Annotated in this window: 1 protein-coding gene; it reads left to right on the forward strand. The window is 64.8% G+C overall.

What is annotated here, in order from left to right; translation table 11 throughout:
* Positions 1–384: immunoglobulin-like domain-containing protein (locus AC1DE4_RS31890; RefSeq protein ID WP_477884773.1), on the forward strand; the 384-nt coding region annotated here is incomplete at both ends.

A 384-nucleotide genomic window follows, 5' to 3' on the forward strand; every position in this document is an offset into this window, starting at 1 on the left:
GCCGACGGTCAGACCAGCGGCACGCTGACGATCGCCGCCAACAATGGCGAGGACGTCTACAGCGACGCCTCGACCAGGACAGCGACGATCACCGGCACCAGCGGCGGCAACTTCGAAAGCCTGCAGGTCGGAACTGGCTCCGCTACCGCGTCGGTCAGCGACACGATCGACGTGACGACGGTCARCCTTTCCGGCTCGTCCGTAACCGAAGGCTCAACTGCCAGCTACGTGTTCACGGCAACGCTGACGAACGCCTCGCAGGGTGTCACGGTTGTCCATACCGATCGGGGCGACATCACCATCGCCGACGGTCAGACCAGCGGCACGCTGACGATCGCCGCCAACAATGGCGAGGACGTCTACAGCGACGCCTCGACCAGGACA

Source organism: Rhizobium sp. 10N414 (assembly GCF_056394785.1).